The sequence below is a fragment of the Sphingomonas sp. SUN039 genome, from assembly GCF_024758725.1.
Taxonomy (GTDB): Bacteria; Pseudomonadota; Alphaproteobacteria; order Sphingomonadales; family Sphingomonadaceae; genus Sphingomonas_O.
Genome location: NZ_CP096972.1, coordinates 1,360,474 through 1,376,503 on the forward strand (window position 1 = coordinate 1,360,474; position 16,030 = coordinate 1,376,503).

Sequence of the window (16,030 nt, forward strand, 5' to 3'; positions counted from 1 at the left end):
GACGCCATGATGACGACAAGCGCAAGCTGGCGAGATCTATTCAGCATCGGGACGGTCCTCTCTTATGAGCGTGACGTCGAGGAGCTTTCCGACGTCAAAAAAATAGCGATCGCGGTAGATGAGCTGGACGATCCCGCGCGCCGCGAGCTCGGCTTTGTCGCGCGCCGCTTCGGTGGCGTGGAGCGCGATGCCATCGGTCGTCAGCCACTCGCGGTGGATCAACCGTCGCAGCGCATTCGATATGTCGCTTTCGACAAGGCTGATGTTGAACCAGCGGCCAATCTCCGCGACGACCGATGCGACGTCGCTCCCCGGACGACGGGTAAAGCAAATGACGACCGCCAGCTCGACGACCGAGATCTCGGGAATCGGTGCCAGGGCATCGATGGCCGTGACGCTCCTCGGTTCCATTACGGCCCCCTGCGCGCATAATAGGCACGGATCCTGGCCTGGATATCGGTCATGGCAGCGGCCTCGTTGGGTACCTTCGCCGCGTCCATGAATTCCTTGTAGACCTCGGTGAAATCCATCTTGGACAGGTCGAGCGCCGCAAATTCATCGATGGTGAAGCCCGCGCAGTCAGGAGTCTTGGGCGTTCCCCAGCTTTTGCGCAGCTGGTCGCGTCCCTGCTCCTGCAGGATGCGCGTCAGCTTCGACAGGAAGCAGCACGAACTGCGGCGCTTGGTCGTGCAGATGCCGAGAAACGATTCCGAGCACCACGAGCCAAGCGTGTGACACAGACCCATACGGTCGCGGACGTCGAGCTCCATTTCCTTCGGCCCGCACAGGAACAGCGTCAGAAAGGGCGTTGCCAGCCCCGCGATCGCAGCGGGCCCTGCGGCGAGCGCGGCAAAGCCTGTCGCCACCGGAATCAGTCCCGATGTCTTGCCGGCGCAGCAATTGACCAGTCCGAAGATCGGCTTGTGGCAGCTCATCGCGGTGCCCTTGAACAGCTTGAAGTCGATGTCGCTGAACTCGCGGTTCGCCTGCGCGAGCGATTCCATCCCGACCACGGCATCCTTGAATTCGTCCGACGCCTCGCGCGTCACCGCCTCGCAATCGCCACCGATGCAATAGACATCGCCGCCGCACACGAACTGCTTGGGATCAGTCGCGCTGGCCGGAATCGGACACGTGTAAATGCGCTCTTCGACCTTGCACGCGCCTGCTCTCGGGTCGTCGAGGCATTCGGTGCGGTCGAACCGACAGGCAGGGTTGTTGTCGAGGTCGGTGCAGTCGTTGCCGCGGGTGATCGTCTTGCACTGATAGTCGCGCTTCCACGCCCAGCAGGGCTGCGTGATCAGCGTTCCGCCCATGTCGCGCGTCTGCGGGCTGGAATCGGTGCAGACTTCCGGCCCAGTTAAGCTGCAATCGGGATCGGTCGACAGGGCCGAACAGACGCCATCGTCGCGCGCCACGGTCGTCGTGCTGCGTGTTTGCGTCGCGAAATACAGCTGGCCTGTGGCGACCGCCGGGAACGGTTGATTGGTGCCGAACGGTGTCGGTACCTGGTTCGAGCACGTGTAGCGTTGCGCGTTCCCGACCACCCGCGGTCGACAAAACTGCAGATAGGCCTGCGGGTCGCTGCCGCCGGCACCATAGACAATCTGGGTATCGCACACCGGCAGATATTCAGGAAGCGCGACGCATTGTCCTGACTGGATCATCGCCGCGAACCCTGACATCACCGGCACGCCGTTGGGTCCGAAACGATCGTCGGACACCCAATAGTCGTAAAAAGTCTGGTCGACCGTCGTCGGCACGAGCGCGGGTGCACAGCTGCGCACCTCGTCGACGATTTTCGACCCCGAATTGCAGGTCGCCTCGAACGTCCCTGCCGAACTCGTCGACGGCGGCAACTCGACGCACTGCCCCGTCGTCCCCTGTGGATCGACACCGCGCGCATAGGTCGCGGGATCCTGGTTGATGATCTCGCCGCGCGCGACGGTCTCGTCGACCTGGGCGGCGGGCACGACGGGACGGATCGCATTGCCGTCGATGACGAGGATGGCTCCGGGATTGGTCCGCGCCGCACCAATCCGCGCGGCTTCCAGCGCGCCGGGATTGTTTTCATAGCTTCGCTCGGGCGCGTTCGCGCCCTGATAACCCGGCAGATTGTCGATCGCTGTCTGTTCGGTTTCAGCGGTGCCTTGCGCTGCCGTCGTTGCGGCGGTGCCGAAAACTCTGGCGTCGTCGCGTACACCCTGCATCTGCGCCATTACGGGGATCGCGGGCGACGCAAGCGCAAGCAGCAGGCCGAGGCTCAATGCGCGGCGCATCACCCACCCGAACCGAGATGCTTGAGCGCCGTTGCCGCAATCCTGGCGCCAGGTCCGCCGCCTTCCGCAAAACTTTCGAGCGCATAGGGCACCGTGACATTGCCTGCGAGCCGATCGTGCGGCGGCGTCGCGGTCTTGCAGTCGAACCCGTCGCACAGGTCGAAATCGGACGTGACAACGACGAACGCCGGCACCGTCGTCACGTTGAACGCCCGGAACAGACGAGGGTCGATGCCGATCGACTTGGCCTCCTGACCCTGGTCGACGACCCGCGCGATGCCCTGTTGGAACGCCTTGATCGAATTGCCGGGGAATCCTTGAAAGACAATGGTACCGCCGGCTTTGCTGACATCGCGAATAAGCGGTTTGAGGCTCTCAGGCGGCATCGACAGCGAGACGAAAACGATGAACTGCGGTGCGTCGCCGGTTTGCGCCTTGCCGGTGACATCGGCCATCATCCGGTCGAGCTCGGAGGCCCCCGGCGCTTTGCCTGCCGCATCGACGTAGCGCCGATGGTTCCCCTGACCCGTTGCCGCCGTTTCGCGCGCATCCCCCGCCACGGCATCCGTGCGGCGCTTGATCTCGTCGACAAAGGCTTGCGCGTCGGCAGCCGTCGCATCGGCGCGCCTTTGGATCGCCTGGACGTCGAGACCTGCGAGTGGGTTGGCGCCGGTCTGGGCCAACACGGCCGCGGTGCAGAACAGGCCGACGGCGCCGCCGATGAGAAGCGTCGATTTCCGGTTCATAGCGCGCAACAATTGCGTTTGCGCCAGACGAGATACCCGAAGTCTTCGCCGACGACCGGCCAGACCCGACCGACGCCGGGTTTGAGGTCGGAGACGCCGATCATCGAGCAGGCGAACTTGCCTTTGACCATCGGTGACGGGTTCACCATCTGGAAGCGGTATTGCTGCTTCTTGAGGATCGGCATCGGGTATTTTTTGCAAAGGCCTTGGGCGCCCATTGTGCCCCAGGCGAGCAGCTCGCGGTGCATCTTGTAGGCCATGCGCGATGCGGCGAGGCGCGACGACTGGATGGGGTTCAGATGATGGCCGATATTGCCGTTCATCGGATACATCGAGCCCTGGCAGCCCGCGCACCAGAACAAGGCATCGACCGGGCGCTTGACGGTCGCGGCCACGCAATCGGCGGCACAGGCGAGCGTCGCGACCGGATTGGCGAACACCGCGGCTTCCGGATTGATGAGCATCGTCAGCGTATCGTCCTGCCAGAGCGGGTCGATCTCGGTGACATAGGCAATGTCGAAGCTCGACTGCTCGAGGCAGAGAAAGTCGGCGACGATCTCCATCCAGTAGAGCAGCGGGTAGATATACCAGTGGACGTTGTATTTGGCGGCGTTCTGCCCTGCTCCGCCGATCTGGTTGGTCGTCGTGTAGGTGCCACGCCCGATGTCGAAGCCGGGCTTGATCGAAATCCCGCCGAGATTGGGGAAGCACCAGGGCTTCACGCTCACATCGACGAGGCGGACCGGTTCCCAAAAGCCGACTGCAACGCCGATGCGCGGCACCGGATCGCCGCACAGACATATCGGCAGCGCCGGATTATTGTCGGTATCGGGGCGCGCGCTCGGCCAGATCGGCAGTTTGCCGACCGATAACGGAAACAGGCACCCCCAACAGACGTCGGTGATCGGATTGACGAACTTGCCGGTGCACGATCCTGGCACGCCCCCCGCTTGCGCCGGGGTACTCGCGCACAGCAGAGCGAACGGCAATGCGGCGAACAATGCCCGCCATCGCATCATGAGCGATGATGCGCACCTCATGCCGCCTCCCCTTCGCCATCGAACCCGCGATCGGGACTCCAGCGGTCATCGGTTTGCGCTTTGCGAACGACGTAAACCGCGCCAGCCATCAGGTATGAGGCGATCAATGCGGCGAGCGATCCGCCAGCAACTGCGCGCCCGACGAACGAAATGATCGGACCGATCGCGACGATGCCGATCGCGGTCGTTGCCGCCAGCGCGATGACCGCTATGCGCAAGCGGCGCAGCGACGCCGTCTCGGGTGCAGCCATCGGCGGTCCGAAAACGCGCTCAAGGTGTCTCCCGATCCGGCTCATTCGACCGGTATCCTGCGGCGTGCGACGATCGCTCTGGCCGATGACCCGATTACGCAACAGATGACGAGCGCTGCATCGAGCTGGACGATAAAGTTGGTGGTGAAGCGCCAGACGCGCCATTCACCGATCCAGGCGAGACCGGCGATGATACTGCCATGCGCGAGGACGACCGCAAGAATTGCGGCGATCGAAGTCAGCCGCTGGCGACGCTCATTGCTCATGATTTTTTAGCTCCCACCGGCATTTCGGTGACACGCATGACGCGGCCCGCCTGTTCGACGACGGCGGGGACATGACTGATCCCGAACTTGGTTGTGAGCGTGCCTGACTGGTCGAAATAGAAGCGGCGCTGACGCTTGGTCATGAGCTCGAGCGGCGCACCCCTCACCAGAATGAGCTTGGCACTGTTGCTGAAGCGTTGCATCGCCCAGGCAAGCTGCGCGGCGTCGTCGCCATCGATGAACACCAGCGGTGTCTTGATCACGACATAGTCGAGCGGATTGACGCGCGTGCCGGCCGCCGCAATCAGCTGGCCCTTATGGTCGCGAATATCGTGATCGATGATGATCGACGGATCGTAAAGCCAGCTGCGTGAGCGGATCGCAGGGTCGATCCCTGCCACCGGATCGGGGCGATTGACCTTGGTTCGGGTGCGATCGGCAAGTCGCTGGTTCATGACATCGATCTGCCCCGACGCCTGCATCGACTTCAGCCTGGCCTCGATAACGCGCAGCAGATCGGGCTCAATTACCGGAAATACCGCGCCGACCTGGCCATAGTCCCTCGCCACTGCTGGCGGGCAGACGGCAGCGAAGCCGACGCAACCCAAAAGCAAGCTGATCTGCGTCCTCACAGCACCGGAACTCCGGTGCCGACAATCTGGCGGGCACATACCCACCCGATATCGGCGTAGCGGCTGTCGAACCCGTCCTTGTGCGGTGTCGCCACGAAATAGCAGTTGTCCGGCACACGCCCGAGTGGCCCCGGGGTGAGCGGTTCGCCGCGCTTCGAAACGGGCTTCAGGACGGCCACCGGCGCGCCGTTGACGGCGACAATGTTCCCCGCGCGCGCGACGAGGTCGCCCGACACGCCATAGACCAGTTTGCCGAAGGGCTGGGGATCGTCGCCGAAATGCGCGCGGATCAGCGGCGTGGCTGGCACGCGGAAAAATACATATTGGCCGCGCGTCGGCATGACATGCCTTTCGACCAAGAACGCCCAGTTCGGCAGCGAGTCTGTCGCGTTGATCATGAAGACATGGTTGGCGGACCAGTCGCGAATGGCGACATAGGCCCATCCCGCGATGCCGAGCGCAGCAAGCGTCCGCCACCGTGGCAACGTGGCGTGCTGCGGGACGGGCTTCGGCGGGGACACGGATGCACCGGTCATTGCTGCGCCCCTGTGTCCGCCGACGGCCTGACGGTCGCGTCGGGTGCTACAGCGGAATCGAACGCCGACTCCCTGGGCGCCGGCGCTGCACGCGGCGATATCGGCGCCGGCATCACAGGGAGCACTTCGCCAGCTGTCGGCATCTTCACAAACCTGCCCAAATCGGCAACGACGTCGGCGGTGACGTCGGGCACCGAAGATGCCACGACCGCTTCGCCGACGAGAACGACCTCTCCCGATGCGGCGCGCTTTTTGAGCACGGTATCGAGCGCCGTCATGAAAGCCCGGGTTCGCGGCGCGAGTTGCTCGGGTGGCGTTCCCGATTTTGCCTCGACGGTCACAAAATCGTTGACGATTGACGCAAGCCGGACCGAGACGACGCGACGGTCGTCGAGGGCGAAAATGCGCGATGTCGCCCACATCCCCCAGATCGCCGCAAAGACGAGCAGCGTGCCGAGCGCAAGCTGCCCATAGGAGAATCCCGCGAACCGTCGCTGGGGCGGCATCGCCGCGCGACTGGGCGCTGACACAGCGGTCTGCGGCACTGCTTCCCGGGACCGTGACGACGCCGCTTGCTCGACAGACTCGACGGGGCGCTTAGCTGTGATCGGCGTGTCGTGACCCATCGACCCCTCCCGTCTTGAAGATCGAGATCAGCGACGCGCGGCGGAAAAAACCGGTGGCAAACAGAATGATCAGAACGATGACGAATAGCTGACCATCGAAGGCTGCACGTCGCGGACCATCGGCGGCAAGGTAATGCCAGGCAAGACGTTCGACCTGCGCGAAGAAGCCGCCCACGCTGCCGTTGCCCGCCAGCGCGAACAGGACGACGAAACATCCTGCGGCGGCAAGCAACGTCGTCGCCAACCACCCGAGGAACGCCAGCGATACATACAGCAGGTCGCCCAATACGACCGGGCACGACCGCTTGACGCGCTGCAAAGGCGCAGCCGTCGCCATCACGCGGCCGCCGCCGCGCGTACGGGCTCGTCGATCACGCTCCATTGCGAAGGGTCTTGCGGATAGGCGATACGCTCGATGGCGGCCTCCATGGGCAACCCCTGCGCAACGAGCGTCTCGATCTCGGCGAAAACGCGCGGCGACGACGAATAGATCGTTGCCGAATAGGGATCGAGCACGAGCCGCCCGATCGCCAAAGTCTCCGGCCCCTTGATCATCAGGTCGGAATATTCGACGCCGTTGCGCTTCAAGCTTCGCATCAACGCTTCGGTCGAGGCCGACATCTCGAAGCGATCGTGCTTCATGAAATCGGAAATCGATTCGGGCTTTTGCTGGAGGATGACAAACCAGTCGCTGTTCTCGAGCGCGGCCACCGATCCTTCGGACTTGTAATAGTCGTTCAGACTTTGCGTCGCGGTAACCAGCGACGCCCCGTATTTGCGACAGGTGCGCGCATAGGTTTCGACGAACTCGGCCATCGCGCCGCCGCGCAGCATCTGCCAGGCTTCGTCCATGATCAGCGCTTTGCGCCGGGCGCGGTCCAGTTTGCGCATGCTCTGCGATGACATGAACATGATTGCGGTGAGCACGACCGAACGTAATTCCTCGCGGCTCGACAGGTCCGATAGCTCGAACACGGTCAGGTCGGCGTCGAGTTTGAAGGTCGCCTCGCCGATAAAGAATTTGCCGTAGGTGCCGCTCGAGCCGAACGGCAACATCGACACCGCCAGACTGCGCGACAGTCCGTCGCCATTCGCTTGCAAGCGCGCAATCACGTCGTCGACCGACCCGCCCCTGCCCCTTTCGTTCCAGACAGCGTTGACCACCCCATCGATCAACCCGCGCTCGGTATCGTTCAACCGGTCGATATGGCGCGCCATCTGGCTGACCATGGCTTTGAGCATCGACAGACAATCGAGCTTGTAGTCTTCGTCATCGGAAGCAGCGTCTTCGTCGATCATCGAAAAGGGATTGATGCAAAAGCCCGACGACAGGGTGAACTCGACGAACGCCCCGCCCTGTAGCTTGCACGAATGCTCGAAGCTGCGCCCGTCGTCGATGACGATGACGTTCGACCCGGCGCCGACAAGTGCGGCGCAAAGTTCCTGCAGGCAGACCGACTTGCCCGAGCCGGATTTGCCGAACACCGCGACATTATGATTGCCCGCGGTATTTTCGAACGGCGACCAGAAAAACGGCTCGCCGCGCCGCCCGACGAGCAACAGATGCGGGTTGTTGCTGCCCTTATACTCGCCTTGAAAGGGAGCCAAATTGGCGGCGGTCGTGGTGAGCATCGTGCGCATCCGCTTCATGCGCTCAAGGTCGCGCGCCAATCCGCTCGCAAGCGTCATGGGCAGGCAGGCCAGAAAGCCCACCATCTGCATGTATTTCTCGGATTGCAGATCCCATCCGCACGCCTTGTACATCGACTTGAGGACACGTTCGTTTGCTTCGGTACGGCCCTTCGGGCTGAACGCGGTCACGCCGTAGAAGGCGCGCACGAGCTTGTTGCCTTGGCGCAGTTCGTCCTGAACATGCTCCCATTCGCGGCTCTGGTCCTTCAACTGCGGCAGGAAGCGCGCGGAGCGCGTATCGGCCAGACTCGAGGTCCGCATGAATTTGTAGGACGCCTTGTTCGAGGCGGCCGTGGCATCGGGATAGACGAGGCATAACGTCGTTGCGACCGGACAGGGCAGCCGCAGCTTGTCGGTGAACAAATCGCCGATCAGCCGCGCACAGTCCCAGGGCGCCCAGCGCGGGGGGAGGTTCCTGACGGCATAGGAGCGCACGTCGAACACATCGGGATACATCTCGCCGATCTCGGGAACACCGTCCTTGTCGACGCCGGTCGCGCGCAGGCGCTCGGTCCGAAGCTCGACGCGATCGGGATAATGGCGCAGCTCCACGTCGCGGCGCACGGCCTGGTCGGCGATCGGATCGAAGGCGTTGTAGGAGATTGGATCGTCGCCCGCCGCCGTCGTCGGCGACGTGATGTCATCGATCAGCGCGAGCAGATTAACGGGATCGATGAGACGCGCGGGAACATCGATCGCGCGGAACGCCGAAACGATCGAATCGGCAATCGCCACGAGTTCCTCGTCGCTTGCTTTGACCCGGTCTGGCAGCCCGACGGAGACGATCAGCCGGAAGTGCCGCAAGTGAAACGGCGCGTCGCTCGACAGCGACTGCCAGACGCCGTTCGACAGATAGTCGGTGCGGTGCTTGGCCATGCGCTCGTAGACGCCTTCGGCCGAATAACGCGGCACGAACCAGTCGGAGAGCTTGGTGCCGATCCGCGACGACGCAAAATTGATGATCTGGACGCAGGCACCTGCAGGCACGCCCTCGGACAGGCATTGCGCGATGATGTCGGCAGACCGCTCGTCGGCCCCCACCATCGGTGCCAGTTCGAGCGCGACCTCGCGGGCGCCTGCATTATGGAAGATATGCGTCTTCGCATCAAAACTGCGATACGGCAGCCAGTGCGCGAGCATCGGGATCGTCGGATCGGGCCGCGCTTGCTCGGCCCGCACGCTATCCCCGACCAGCGCGTCGAAAAGGCCGGACAGCGGCCTCACGGATTGACCTCCGAAACCGGGAAGGCTGCGGGGCCGTTGACCGGCTTTGCGGCTTGTAAACTTGGTGCCGATGGCGATGCTGGCGGCGTCTGCTTGGCAAACGGCGTCGCGGTCCGGAGGCGATCGGCGACCTGGAGCTTGATCGCTTCCATCGGATCGACCGTCGTTTTGGGCGGCAATGAATAGCGGATCGGTGCTGCCGCAGTCACTGCGCCTTGCGGCGCCGGTGCCAGCGTTGCCGACACGCGCGTTCCGGATCTGCCCGTGATCGCCTTTTCGGGTCGCCGCGCGACGGGCTTGGCGGCGAGCGCCGGAACTGGCGTGTCCGGATCCGCCGATGCCGAAGTCGACTCAGCCGCATTCTGCACGTCGATGTCGGCAACGGGATCGGGAAAACGGACTTCGGGTGCGGCTGCGGCCAGTTCGCCCAAACTCCGCATCGGCGGCGCGGCCTGCGCGGGATGATCCGAGATTGCGCTCGTGGGTAATGCTGCCGACATCCGGACGGGAGTGACCCGAAGCGACCCCGCCATCCATTCCCCGCGCTCGACGACGGCATGGATTGCGGCCGTTTCCCGGAAACGCCCTGCTCCATCGATATGCGCCGGGAAAACGATCCGAAGCACCTTCTCGCCCGACCGGACAGGTTCGACTGCCGTTGGAATCGGGCGCGGCTGTGCCGCGGGCGCCTTATATGCCCCGGCGGGCTGTGCGCTCGCCTCGCCGCCGATCATCGCAAGCGCGGCATCGTCGATCGTCGAAGTTGGCGCGCAAATGCCGTCGGGCGCGCGACACGCAAAACTGCCTTTGACATTGCCGCCGAACGTCGCACAGCCCGCGAGCGACGCGGCAACGGCGAGCGTCGTGCCGGTTCCCAGTATTTGCGTGAGGTCCGACCGGCTAGAAACCCGATTGCTCGCGATGTCGCTGACGAACGCGCCCGAACCATTCCAGACGGCGATACCCTGGGCGACGGTCATGGGCTTTGGTCCGACCCTGACCCGCCCGCCCGTTCGTTTGGCGAGCGCGCGATTAAGCGAGGCCATTTCGCCGCGTGAAAGTAGGTCGCTCATGATTTCGCGCCCTTGAGCCAGGCGATCAGGAAGTCCTTCGGGCGGAAGCCGTGCAGGACCGCGCCATCCGAGCGGACGATTACCGGCGTTCCCGAAAAGCCGTTCGCGCGCGCGAACTTCTCGTTTGCATCCAGACCCGACGTGTCACACTTCGCCTCGGGCGGGACGTCGCCCGCATAAGCGGCATGAAGCGCGCGGACACGGTCCTTGGCGCAGTAGACGCGGTCGGTCAGCGCCCGCGTGCCGAGCACGGAGATCGGTCGCTCGACAACGGTGACGTTCATCGTCTCGAGCGTGTTGGTCAGCGCACGGCAATAGCCGCAGCGAAAATCGGTAAAGATCGTGACCCTGGGGCCGCCGTTGCCCCATTGGATCGCGCCTGACGCGGGCAGCGATGCCAGCGAAACCGATGGCTCGGCCGCTGCGACCCCCGAGCCGGGCGTTGCCTCATTCGCTTTGGGCATGGGATAATCGCGCGCGACCGGTCGTCCGGCTTGTGCCGAAGCCAGTGCTTGGCTGTCACCTTCGTCGGCAGTCTCGGTCCGCTGCGACGCGCCGCCCAAAAGCGCTTCGGGGTTGATTTCGAGCAACCGCGCCGAGGTCAGGTCCTGACGCGTCTGCATGTCGAAGACATGGCCGACGATCAGATAGCGGGCGGTTGGATCGACGTAGAAAACCGACTTGCCCGCGGTGACTTCGCATAACCCGCGCATTGCCTTGCAGTCGACCTTGGCAACCTCGGTCTTGGGCAGCCGCGCCTTGAGCGCTGCCGTGACAGCGGCATCGGATGTCGCGCTCGCTGCTACTGCATAGCCCGTGGCGCCGCAGAGCAGCGCCGCCGCCCAGGTCGCCTTTTGGAGTCCGAACATCGATCTGCCTCCTTCAATTGCGGACGAAAGCGCCGTCCAGAAACACGATTTCGACATCGATGCCGGTCGGCATCTCGATGACCGGCTGATATTGTTCGGCGCGCTCAATCAGATATTTGCTGACCGTATCGGCGGCGGTGGACACGCCTTCGCCGAGGCCGCCCTGAAGGATGTCGCCGGCGCCGAGCTGCTGGCGCTTGCCGTTGACGCTGACGTTGGTGCCCTGAAGCAGGCTTTGCGTGTTTGCGGAGAAGCCGCGGCCGAACCCACCGGCGAGCCCGGCCAGAAATGCCTGGGTGATCAGGCCGCCTTCGCGACTGACGACGCGCCCGCGCACGCCCGACTTGCCGGCAAAGGCGATGAAACCCTTGACCTCGCTGACGGCATAACGACCGCCTGGCTGCGCGCAGGTCATGCGCTGCAATTTCACATAGACTTTTTCGGATGACAGGTCGCCGCGCGCCGCCCCATTGATCAGGCACCCCTGGATCCGCGTGGTCAGCACCCGACCATTGTCGGCGACCGATCGTGCAGGTCCGGTGATACGCAGGACAACGGGCAAGGGATCGGTCTGCGACGATACGCCCGCGCTCGCATCGACACCGACGATGACGCGCGCGGTCGCAAAGCTGTTCGCGGGGAGATAGTCGGGCGAGTCCGAAAATACCGTGGTGCCGCGCTCGGCGCGTGTCGCATTGCCCCCACCTTGCCCGCTTGTAGCGAAGGAGACCGTCTTGACCTCGCGCGGCAATGGTGACGGCCCTGCCGCGCCGACCGCACCCCCGCCGGTACCCCCCGCCGTCTGATAAAGCGCAGGCGATCCGGGTCCGTAGAGCGCCGTCGGCCCTGGGACTTGCACAGGCGGTGCATTCTGCGCGGCGGCGAGCTGCGACTTCAGCCCCTCGTTCTCGGTCTGATAGGCCGACAGCACGCGCTGGCCATCGGTCGACATGGCGCTGTTTGCGCCGCGCAGCGCGTCCATTTCCTTTTGCATCGCTGCAAGCTGAGCGGCCTGACCATCGACGGCGCGAAGGCGATTGTCGGTCGATGCGAAACGGTTCTCCGAGCGCGCCATCCACTCCTGCTCGCTCATATTGCGATTGACGAGATCCCCGGTCGCGACCTTGATCTCCTTGCCATTCGCTGCTGCAGGACTGTCGGGTGTCGTGCCGCCACTGAATATCCAGAAGCTCGCGCCAAGCAGGGCGGCCCCGGCAACGCCGCCCAGAAGCAGCTGTTGCTTGCGGCGTACGCTCTCGTTCCCGGACATTGCTTCCCCAATCGGCGAGACACTGGCATCATCGCCGACTGCCGTTGCGGCCTCTGGTCTGGGTTTGCGGAGCCGGTCGATGAGGGTCATTGGCTCGCTCCCGCAGGCAGGACGATGTAAGCGGTGGTTGCAGCGCCAGGCGCGAGGGTCGGCTCGGCGATCGTGATCGCCACCGCATTCGAGGGGGCGACCACCTTTTCGGTAATGGCGACCGCCGCTTTGCCTGTGTTCTCGATGCGGATCACCTTGCCGATGAGCGTCGCGCTCCGGTATTCGGCGATCATCTGGACCTTGAGCGCGCCGACGTGGACGGCGGCGAGCACAGGCTGGCGCATCCGGTAGCCGTCGGGAATGGTCGAGGTGTACATCGCTTGGACCAGGCGGACCGCCTGTTCCTGGGGATCGGGCACGGCTGCAATGCGGGTTTCGTCGGGCTTGTCGCCCGCAATCGCCGGATTGGCGACGAACACCTGCTGCGCTTCGGCGCCCGCCAGGCGGCACGCGAATTTATAGACATAGCCCTTTTTCGATGTCGCGAAGAACGACAGGGTTTTGGGCGCAAAGCCCTCGGGCACCGAGACATAGATGTCTCCGCGCACTGGCTCGTTGACGACCGCAAAATCCTCGTTCGGATTACCCGTCTGAAGCTTCGACACGCTGGCGATTTCGTCACCAACCAGGCTGATCCGCGTCAGATCGCGCGACGAGGCGATGCAATCGACGCGCGCATTATCCGACGCCATCACCGTCTGATCGGCAAAGGCCGGCGTCGCCAGGGCGAGCAGCGACAGCGCCATCAACCCTGCGCCGACGTAGCGGCCGCCGAGATCGAAGGGACGCGAGCACAGGATGGTGCCGCAGGCGAGCCCGCAGCCGCACAGCAACGCATTCATGATGCCACCGCCTTTTTGGGATCGACCTTTTCGACCATGCCGAACTGGACCAGCTTCAAACTGAGGCCGTTATAAACCCAGCCATAATGAAAGGTTTTGGGGGTCGCCGACACTTCCTGACGGCCGACCATGGTATGCAGGACGCCGGTAACCTCGGACGTCAGTGCCTCGGGATCGACTTTCATCGATTCGACCGTGAAGAACTGGGCAATCGACGAGCCGCGCTGGTCGTCGACGATCTTCATGAGATCGGCCTTGACCTGGCCATAAGCGCTCGGATGCACCATCTCGAGCACCGACTTCATCCAATAGTCGAGACTTTGGGGGGTCCGGTTGAGCGTCAGTACGGCGGCATCGCGTGTGACTGCTTCGAGGTATTCGCGGCTGACACCCGCGCTCGAAAGGGTCAGCGGCGTGTGCAGGACAGGCTGTAGCACCACTTCGCGGTCGCGCGACGATGCCGCGACGCCGAGCACTGCGGCCAGCCCGGCAAGCGCCAGGCTGGTGACGACCAGCATGTTGCGCTGCTTAAGGACACGCTGGTTCTGCGAATGCGAATAGGAGAGTTCCATCGCCTTACCCCGCCATCACGCGCAGAAAAGAGGGTGGTGTGGCGCGAAGGCCCACGAAGCCGCCCGGCAGATGCCAGTAGGCAAGATGGAGCAACCACGATGAAGCACGGCCTGCTTTTGCTTTCCTGAGGCCCCACCAACCGCCAAACGCCAGAAGAATTCCAATGACGATGTGTTGCGACAAAATGCCCCAGGCAAATGGCACGACCATCGCGATAAACTCGTCGAGCGTCCAAAGCCCGATGAGCTCGGGATCGTCGAGCCTTGCTGGGATTACGTATTTGTCGGTCATGCGCCCACCACCCTCGATTGCATCCGCGCACCCGTTGTCCGGCGTGCGGACGACACTCAGATCGTTGCCGTGACGGCAGCGGTGACGATCGGCACCCCGGTGCCGGCACCCACGCCGACGCCGACCGGGATTGCGACTTGCCCGAGACTGAACCGACCCGACGCCAGCCCGACGATCCCGCCGGCAAGGCTCATAAGCGTGATGATCTTGCCGCCCGACCCTTCGAGAAATCCGGTGAACGCGGTCAGCGCGGTATTGAAGGTTGTATCGGCACCAGCCTGTGCCGCCTCGGTTCCCACCAGGGTCGCGACCCCGACGAGCGCGACTACTTTAAGCAGCGCGCCGACCGACGCCGTTCCTTTGCGCGGCATTGCAAATGTTTCCATCGGAACATCCTTCGTTGACAACGCCTCGCTGGCGTCATCGACAAAGGTTCAGCGAACGGACGAAATCACCAAGTATGTTCCCGAAAATATCGGCCATACAGACCCATTTTTCATGAAAGAGAGGCTCATTGTCCGAAAGCTGTGACAGTCGGGCGACTGGCAGTGCCAATATTGGCTCAACTATGTGCCAATCCGGCAACAGACTGTCGCCAGACTGGCGACATATTTGGCCAAAATCGGACAAACGAGTCGAATCATGTCAATTCGACCGCGCTTTCCCGTAAGGAAAGAGAATTTACAGCAAGCTCCAAAACCTCGAAGATATTGAAATCTCACGCGCCTATGGTCCCCCACCAGGCTCGTTATGATGTGAGACGTGCAATCATATGACGTACGACTACAATACCCTAACAACCGCTCGTTCCGCGCCTCACACTACTCCCCACCAAGTCGTACGCAGAGACACGCGATCCGTAACATCATGATAGTTATGAATAAATCGGCGATTGTGATCGCTCTTGGCATTCGCTCACTTTCCGGTCGCGCTCTCCGGCGGGGACGGAATGGGTGCGCGGGCGGCGCGAAGCGTCGCGGAGGCATGTCGGGCGGCGTGTTACAATTGTGGAGCACATCTTTCATGCCACCCGCGCTATTTGTTCATTGAGCCGAGTAGATCGCGGCTCTTGCCAACTTGTTTTAAACTAATTTAACCTTCTGCTGAACTTCAGTGGGGGCGGGGACATGCACACCGAGCTGTTCGAAGGTCACAATCCCTTTGCGGGCAAGCTTGTCCGCAATCACGCGTTCGTACCGCTTATTCGCGCAGTGCAACGCGACAAGCGTATACCGAGCCGCGATCTGGCACGCTCGGTGGGTTTGACGCGCAGCTTTCTTTACCGCCTCTTCAACGGGTCGCGCATTTTGACCGAGGAGCATATCCAGTCGCTCTTCTTCGCATTGGGTATCGACCGCGGCAGAGCCTATATCGCCGTGATCGAGCTCGGCGACTGGCGACGTTACGACGATCCCAATGTCATTCTCGTCAGCGATCTGGTCCAGGTCTTTATTCCCGATCTCGATCGCGAGCGGACCGGCGCCATCGTCGCCAAGCTGCCAGCGGCGGCGATCAAGCATCTCAGCAGCCAGTTGACGACCGCCATCGTGCAAAACGATCGCGAAGTCGCCGAGCGCCGCGACCGACTGGCCGTTAACGGTGGCCGGGCCTAACGTCTTTCAGCGCATGGCCCGTGGGATCGGCCGTAAAATTCGACTGGTCGACAGAGGCTTGGCGGATCGAAGGACGGCGCGTAGATCGTCCACCCCTGATCGTCGACATCCGCACTTGTCCAGCCGTTCGGTCGACCGAGCTCCATCGACGGTGAG

19 protein-coding genes are annotated in these 16,030 nt (G+C 63.1%); 1 reads left to right on the forward strand and 18 read right to left on the reverse strand.

Annotated features, from left to right (window positions below; translation table 11 throughout):
* Positions 1–36: 36 nt before the first annotated feature.
* From M0209_RS06520 to M0209_RS06605, 18 genes are all read right to left on the reverse strand, one after another.
* Entirely contained in the window at positions 37–411 is a 375-nt protein-coding gene (locus tag M0209_RS06520; RefSeq protein ID WP_258887479.1) for a hypothetical protein, read from the reverse strand.
* Positions 411–2,279, reverse strand: coding sequence for a conjugal transfer protein TraN (locus M0209_RS06525; protein WP_258889583.1), 1,869 nt, complete (start codon positions 2,277–2,279; stop codon positions 411–413). The genes M0209_RS06520 and M0209_RS06525 overlap by 1 nt, the downstream gene beginning before the upstream one ends.
* The gene (gene trbC, locus M0209_RS06530; RefSeq protein WP_258887480.1) at positions 2,279–3,025 is read right to left on the reverse strand and encodes a type-F conjugative transfer system pilin assembly protein TrbC; all 747 of its coding nucleotides are present in this window, start codon (positions 3,023–3,025) and stop codon (positions 2,279–2,281) included. The genes M0209_RS06525 and trbC overlap by 1 nt, the downstream gene beginning before the upstream one ends.
* Positions 3,022–4,041 (reverse strand): conjugal transfer pilus assembly protein TraU, encoded by a 1,020-nt coding sequence (gene traU / locus M0209_RS06535; protein ID WP_258889584.1) that lies wholly within the window; start codon positions 4,039–4,041, stop codon positions 3,022–3,024. The genes trbC and traU overlap by 4 nt, the downstream gene beginning before the upstream one ends.
* A 20-nt stretch (positions 4,042–4,061) precedes the next feature.
* Positions 4,062–4,316: a hypothetical protein gene (locus M0209_RS06540; RefSeq protein WP_258887481.1), complete on the reverse strand. Its 255-nt coding sequence runs from the start codon at positions 4,314–4,316 to the stop codon at positions 4,062–4,064.
* 41 nt (positions 4,317–4,357) lie between these two features.
* On the reverse strand, positions 4,358–4,582 hold the full coding sequence (locus tag M0209_RS06545; protein ID WP_258887482.1) for a hypothetical protein: 225 nt from the start codon (positions 4,580–4,582) through the stop codon (positions 4,358–4,360).
* A complete protein-coding gene (gene traW, locus M0209_RS06550; protein WP_258887483.1) occupies positions 4,579–5,253 on the reverse strand; it encodes a type-F conjugative transfer system protein TraW in 675 nt (224 codons plus the stop codon). Before traW ends, M0209_RS06545 begins: the two co-directional genes overlap by 4 nt.
* Positions 5,211–5,750: a S26 family signal peptidase gene (locus tag M0209_RS06555; RefSeq protein ID WP_258887484.1), complete on the reverse strand. Its 540-nt coding sequence runs from the start codon at positions 5,748–5,750 to the stop codon at positions 5,211–5,213. Before M0209_RS06555 ends, traW begins: the two co-directional genes overlap by 43 nt.
* Entirely contained in the window at positions 5,747–6,280 is a 534-nt protein-coding gene (locus tag M0209_RS06560) for a type-F conjugative transfer system protein TrbI (RefSeq protein WP_258887485.1), read from the reverse strand. The genes M0209_RS06555 and M0209_RS06560 overlap by 4 nt, the downstream gene beginning before the upstream one ends.
* 67 nt (positions 6,281–6,347) lie before the next feature.
* A complete protein-coding gene (locus tag M0209_RS06565; protein WP_258887486.1) occupies positions 6,348–6,713 on the reverse strand; it encodes a hypothetical protein in 366 nt (121 codons plus the stop codon).
* Complete coding sequence (gene traC, locus M0209_RS06570; protein ID WP_258887487.1) at positions 6,713–9,292, reverse strand: type IV secretion system protein TraC; 2,580 nt, start codon at positions 9,290–9,292, stop codon at positions 6,713–6,715. The genes M0209_RS06565 and traC overlap by 1 nt, the downstream gene beginning before the upstream one ends.
* A complete protein-coding gene (locus M0209_RS06575) occupies positions 9,289–10,365 on the reverse strand; it encodes a conjugal transfer protein (protein WP_258887488.1) in 1,077 nt (358 codons plus the stop codon). The genes traC and M0209_RS06575 overlap by 4 nt, the downstream gene beginning before the upstream one ends.
* The gene (locus M0209_RS06580) at positions 10,362–11,234 is read right to left on the reverse strand and encodes a DsbC family protein (RefSeq protein ID WP_258887489.1); all 873 of its coding nucleotides are present in this window, start codon (positions 11,232–11,234) and stop codon (positions 10,362–10,364) included. Before M0209_RS06580 ends, M0209_RS06575 begins: the two co-directional genes overlap by 4 nt.
* Before the next feature lie 13 nt (positions 11,235–11,247).
* Entirely contained in the window at positions 11,248–12,594 is a 1,347-nt protein-coding gene (locus tag M0209_RS06585; protein WP_258887490.1) for a TraB/VirB10 family protein, read from the reverse strand.
* Complete coding sequence (locus M0209_RS06590) at positions 12,591–13,397, reverse strand: type-F conjugative transfer system secretin TraK (protein ID WP_258887491.1); 807 nt, start codon at positions 13,395–13,397, stop codon at positions 12,591–12,593. Before M0209_RS06590 ends, M0209_RS06585 begins: the two co-directional genes overlap by 4 nt.
* Positions 13,394–13,969 carry a type IV conjugative transfer system protein TraE gene (locus M0209_RS06595; RefSeq protein ID WP_258887492.1) on the reverse strand — a complete coding sequence of 192 codons (576 nt, stop codon included), beginning with the start codon at positions 13,967–13,969 and terminating at the stop codon, positions 13,394–13,396. The genes M0209_RS06590 and M0209_RS06595 overlap by 4 nt, the downstream gene beginning before the upstream one ends.
* A 4-nt stretch (positions 13,970–13,973) precedes the next feature.
* Positions 13,974–14,261 (reverse strand): type IV conjugative transfer system protein TraL, encoded by a 288-nt coding sequence (gene traL, locus M0209_RS06600; RefSeq protein WP_258887493.1) that lies wholly within the window; start codon positions 14,259–14,261, stop codon positions 13,974–13,976.
* Between the two features lie 56 nt (positions 14,262–14,317).
* On the reverse strand, positions 14,318–14,632 hold the full coding sequence (locus tag M0209_RS06605; protein WP_408988228.1) for a hypothetical protein: 315 nt from the start codon (positions 14,630–14,632) through the stop codon (positions 14,318–14,320).
* A 756-nt stretch (positions 14,633–15,388) separates the two neighbouring features.
* Here M0209_RS06605 and M0209_RS06610 point away from each other — a divergent pair.
* On the forward strand, positions 15,389–15,874 hold the full coding sequence (locus tag M0209_RS06610; RefSeq protein WP_258887495.1) for a helix-turn-helix transcriptional regulator: 486 nt from the start codon (positions 15,389–15,391) through the stop codon (positions 15,872–15,874).
* Positions 15,875–16,030 lie beyond the last annotated feature (156 nt).